The organism is Dellaglioa sp. CoH-57-MRSF-20 (assembly GCF_056781955.1).
Map to the genome: position 1 here is coordinate 1 of NZ_JBXAXV010000080.1, position 526 is coordinate 526.

Consider the following 526-nt stretch of genomic DNA (forward strand, 5'->3'; position numbering starts at 1 on the left):
GTGCCTGACCCAGATCGTAATCGCTTTTCGGAATGTTTTTCATTTGATGCGGTTTCCTTTATCGTCATAGTAGCGGCAACCCGGCACGTAGCGCAGATTCCGCGCGTACGTCGGGGCCTGACGCACCATCAGTTCCAGATAACGGGGCTCGTTGATACCGTGCACGTCGATCAAATAAATGTCGTCCCCGAGCCGGATATGCATGACCCCGCGTCGTAGGTCCGTCCATTCGATCGCATCCACAAGGGGCCCCACAACGGCCCGCACTTCGTCGGCTGACAGGCGCATAATCAAAGCCCGTAGGTGTATGACCGCGCGACACCTGCTGCGCGCTCTTCGTCGGTCAACCCGATCCCGATATGGTAGCGGGCGCGGGCGTCCGGCTTCAAACCCTCGCCTACAGACTGGCATACGGCCCGGCGCGTGTCCCCGTCAACCGATGCGTGCGTAAAGCCCCACAGCGCAACGCATGCGTGCACGGCCCGCGCCGCAAGCCACGTGCGCGAGCAGTTACCGATAATTTCGT

The 526-nt window shown here is 60.6% G+C and carries 2 protein-coding genes; one reads left to right on the top strand and one right to left on the bottom strand.

Going from position 1 to position 526, the window contains the following annotated elements; all coding sequences use genetic code 11:
• On the top strand, nt 1-219 hold a 219-nt coding region (locus tag AC1RPN_RS08200), incomplete at its 5' end, for a hypothetical protein (RefSeq protein ID WP_481763716.1).
• 71 nt (nt 220-290) lie between these two features.
• On the opposite strand, the gene AC1RPN_RS08205 is transcribed toward AC1RPN_RS08200, so the two are convergent.
• Nucleotides 291-526 (bottom strand): hypothetical protein (locus AC1RPN_RS08205; RefSeq protein ID WP_481763717.1); only part of this gene is annotated, 236 nt, incomplete at its 5' end.